The organism is Streptosporangium sp. NPDC003464, from assembly GCF_053588315.1.
The window spans coordinates 1-3,594 of record NZ_JBSFPS010000472.1 but is presented as its reverse complement, the minus strand read 5'-3'; the positions used below and the strand labels follow the sequence as shown (position 1 = coordinate 3,594).

The window sequence follows — 3,594 nt, the reverse complement described above, 5'->3', positions numbered from 1 at the left end:
AGGGCGAGCGGGTCATCGCTGGCGGCGGCGAAGGCGAGAAAGTGACGGACCTGCTCGGGTGATAGGTCCAGCCTATCGGGCGGGTGGAAAGTGGTCTTGGACAGTCCTGCGGGCGATGAGCTGCACTAAGGGACATGTCTCTTGTTCTGTGGGTATTCCAGGCGCTACTGGCCGTGTTGTTCCTTATCGCCGGCGGGCTCAAGATCGTCGCGCCGCTGGAGGCCATCAGCGGGCTGATGCCGTGGGTGGAGGACTTCCCCCGGCTCCAGGTGGCGGGCATCGGGATCATCGAGGTGTGCGGTGCGGCGGGCCTGGTCCTTCCCGGGATGACCCGGATCGCGCCCGTACTGACACCGCTGGCGGCGATCGGCTTCGTGATCCTCATGGCCGGTGCCACGGTCACGCACCTGGGAAGAGGCGAGGCACACCTGATCGGGGGAAACCTCGCCGTGATCGTCATCGCCGCGATCGTCGCGTGGGGGCGTCTCCGCTCGTGGCCGCTCTGAATCTCCGAGCCCGTGCACGATCCTGGCGAGCGCTGATCCCGCTGGCCGAGCAGGATCGCCGCCTCTGGAAGAGGTCTCGGTAGTAACGGCGGAAAATCCAACGGATGCCGAAGTGTCGTGCCTGCCAGGTGACGCTCTCACCGAGTCCCAAGCCGCCGGTGCGGCCGATCTGCAGCAGGCCGGCGTCGGCGTGGCGGGCGGCGGTGGCGAAGCCGCGGCGTAGGGAGTGGCCGGGCCAGTGCGGGAGCAGGCCCTCGGTGTCCTCGGGGGTCAGGCCGGCGCGACGGGCAGCAGCGGCGATGATCGGGTCGACGGCCCGGACGGTCAGGCACCCGGCGGGGTCGCCGATGGGGCGGCCGTGCCGGGGCATGGCGACGCCGAGATGACCGTGCCGGTCGATGCGGACGAAGACCAGGCCGCCGGTGCGGCCGTGCTCGGCCAGAGCGCGGGCCCAGGTGGGGAAGGCGCACCAAGCAGGTGACGGCGTGGCGGCCGTATTTCACGGCGTGCTGCCGCAACTCCTTCTTCCTTCTTGCCGCGATACAGCCGCACCTCCATGCCCCGGGGGTGCGGGATGACCTGCTCCAGGCCCAGGGCGACGAGCTTGGATTCGCGGGCGGTGGTCGCGGAGCCGAGCAGCGGCAGCGCGGCGTCGCGCCGGCCGGTCAGGGGTGCGGTTCAGCGCGGCGAGTATGGCGCGCAGGCTGGGCGAGCCGGCTATGGACGGGACGTCGGCGCAGGAGCCCCATGCCCCCTCGAATCGGTGCCGGGTGCGGGGTTACAGCCCGGCTCTGCCCATGGGGTTGTCCTTCCAGCGGTCGACGGTGCGGACGTAGCCGTGCACGGTGGGGGAGGTGGGCTTCCATCGGCCCTGTTCGGCGATTTTGCCGGTGGGCACGTTCGCGTCGGCCAGGGTGGTGGCGCCGCCGGCGCGTAGCCCGTGTGCGCTGTAGCGTTCGGCGTCGGCCAGGCCGGCGCGGAGCGCGGCGTCCTTGACGATGGTGTTCAGCGTGACGCCCGACAGGCGTAGTCCGCCGCGGCCGGCCCAGCCGGGGGTGCCGCCGATGCGGCCGAAGCGGTCGATGGGCCGCAGCAGCGCCCCGGTGGTGATGCCGTGCTCGCGCAGCACGGCCAGCCAGGTCTGCACCGAGCGGACCGGGCAGGTGGACAGGTGCGAGCCGTAGGGGATCGCGATGGTCTGTCCGGCGGCGTCCTGGTCGGTTTTGCTCATCGGGATGAACACCTCCAGTCCCTGGCGCGGGAAGGTGAGATGGTCGCAGTCGATGGCGGCGATCTCGCTGCGCCGGCCCATCAGCGCGAAGCCGAGCACCAGCGCGGCCCGGTCCCGGATGCCGGTCGGAGTGTCGTCGGGGGTGTGTTCGACGAGGCTGCGCAGGATGTCGATGGTGATCGGCGGGGCCTTGCGCACCGTGTTGCCTCCTGTGGTGTTCCACTCACGGCGGTAGGCGCGCAACGCGTCGCGGGCGGCGGTGGTGTGCGGTCTGGCCAGGCCCGCCTTGCCGTGCGCGGACGACACGCAGGCCAGCGCCTGGTCGATGGTGGCCGGGGCCAGGCCGCGCCCGGCCAGTTCGGCGACGAAGGAGGCCAGGGTGGCGGCGGTGGCCGGCAGCGGGGTGCGGCCGGTGGCCGTGCACCAGGACAGGTAGTCGGCCCAGACGCGGGCGTAGGCGCGGGTGGTGTTGGCCGCCGGAGCCGCCGCGATCAGCCGCGCCGCCACCTCGGTCAGGTGCTCGTCGGCCGGGCGTCGATCCCCGACGACCGTCACCCCGTCCAGAACCACCGCATCGCCCATCCGTGCCGCACTGTCGGCCGGCGCCCGCCGGGCGAGCACGGTGCCGATCAGATCCGTGCCTGGCGCGGTGGGGGAGGCGTCCGCCCCGGCCGCAGGGTCGGAGGCCTGGCGCTCCAGATTCATCCGGTCATCCTATCATCGGCTTAATTAAGGCTTGCGATAAGGAAGGTTATCGCAAGCCTGCCCGGTGCGCACGCATCGCCGAGATATCGTAACGTAACGCTTCGATTTTTTATCGAGTCGTGCAGACACGTTTTGATAGAATGCTTGGGTGGCTGACAACGCATCGCCCCGCTCTGCGGATGACCCGAAAAACACCGCTTTCGGCCTCCGCCCGGAACCGGATCACCCGGCCGGCCCGCCCGAGGCACCGCTCGACGACGACCCGCCCGGCACCACCGGCCGCTCCGACGGCGGCCCGGGAGTGGTGGCCGAACCGCTCCCATCGCCTGCCGCCGATGCGGCGGCCCCGCACGGCCGATGTGCCTGGGACGGCCAGCCGCTGCCACGCTCCACCGGCCGACGGCCCCGCCAGTACTGCAGTGACGCCTGCAAAACCGCCGCCTCCCGCGCTCGCCGCAAAGAGCAGCTCACCGCCGTTACCACCGCGGTGACCGAGTCCGGCGCGATCCTGACCGAAGCACGCCCGCTGCAGGAGGCACTCGCCACGCTCGTCGACCGCTTCGCCGAAAAGGTCGACCTGGCCGAGACCGGCGCGCTGGCCCGGATCGGTGCCGCCGAAGCCGAAGCCGCCGAGGACCGCGCGGACGCCGCACTCGCCCGCGAGCAGGCCGCGGCCGCCGATCGCGCCCGTATCAGCGCCGAGCGGCGGATGCGCGAAGCCGAGCAGGCCCAGCGACTGGCCGAGGAGCGCGAGGGCAACGCCCGCGCCGATCTCGAGCGCGTGACGGAGAAGACCCGCGCCGAAGTGCTCGACCTGGGGACGAAGCTCGGCGAGGCCACCGAGGCCGCCGAGCACGCCGCGGCGGTGACCGCCGACCAGGCCACCCAGCTGCGCGCGCTACGCACCGAGGCAGAGCAGGCCCGGGCCGCCGCCACGGCGCTGCAGACCGGCCTGGCCGACCGCGACCGGGACCTGGCCGCCGAGCGGGCCCGCGCGGCAGCGCTGGGCGACCAGCTCACCGAGCAGCGCAGCCGTACCGACACCCTGGCCACCCAGCTCGCCGCCGCCCAGGACGACAGCCGCCGGGCCCGCGCCCAGACCGACGCGACACGCACCGAGCTGGAGGAACTGCGCCGCGCCGGCGACGAGCA

3 protein-coding genes and 1 pseudogene are annotated in these 3,594 nt (G+C 72.4%); 3 read left to right on the top strand and 1 reads right to left on the bottom strand.

Going from position 1 to position 3,594, the window contains the following annotated elements; genetic code table 11:
• The first annotated feature begins 134 nt into the window (after window positions 1–134).
• Entirely contained in the window at window positions 135–506 is a 372-nt protein-coding gene (locus ACWDS7_RS47380) for a DoxX family protein (protein ID WP_346021385.1), read from the top strand.
• A gap of 238 nt (window positions 507–744) precedes the next feature.
• Complete coding sequence (locus ACWDS7_RS47375) at window positions 745–987, top strand: hypothetical protein (protein ID WP_451934660.1); 243 nt, start codon at window positions 745–747, stop codon at window positions 985–987.
• Window positions 988–1,284: 297 nt separating this feature from the next.
• Here ACWDS7_RS47375 and ACWDS7_RS47370 read toward each other — a convergent pair whose 3' ends face one another.
• A complete protein-coding gene (locus ACWDS7_RS47370) occupies window positions 1,285–2,442 on the bottom strand; it encodes a site-specific integrase (protein WP_451934659.1) in 1,158 nt (385 codons plus the stop codon).
• 487 nt (window positions 2,443–2,929) lie between these two features.
• On the opposite strand from ACWDS7_RS47370, the pseudogene ACWDS7_RS47365 reads away from it, so the two are divergent.
• Window positions 2,930–3,594: pseudogene (locus tag ACWDS7_RS47365) on the top strand (hypothetical protein); the annotation flags it as partial.

Excerpts from the sequence above, each read along its gene's own strand:
- ACWDS7_RS47380 (WP_346021385.1), top strand. The coding sequence starts at position 135 with ATGTCTCTTGTTCTGTGGGTATTCCAGGCGCTACTGGCCGTGTTGTTC.
- ACWDS7_RS47370 (WP_451934659.1), bottom strand. The coding sequence starts at position 2,442 with ATGAATCTGGAGCGCCAGGCCTCCGACCCTGCGGCCGGGGCGGACGCC.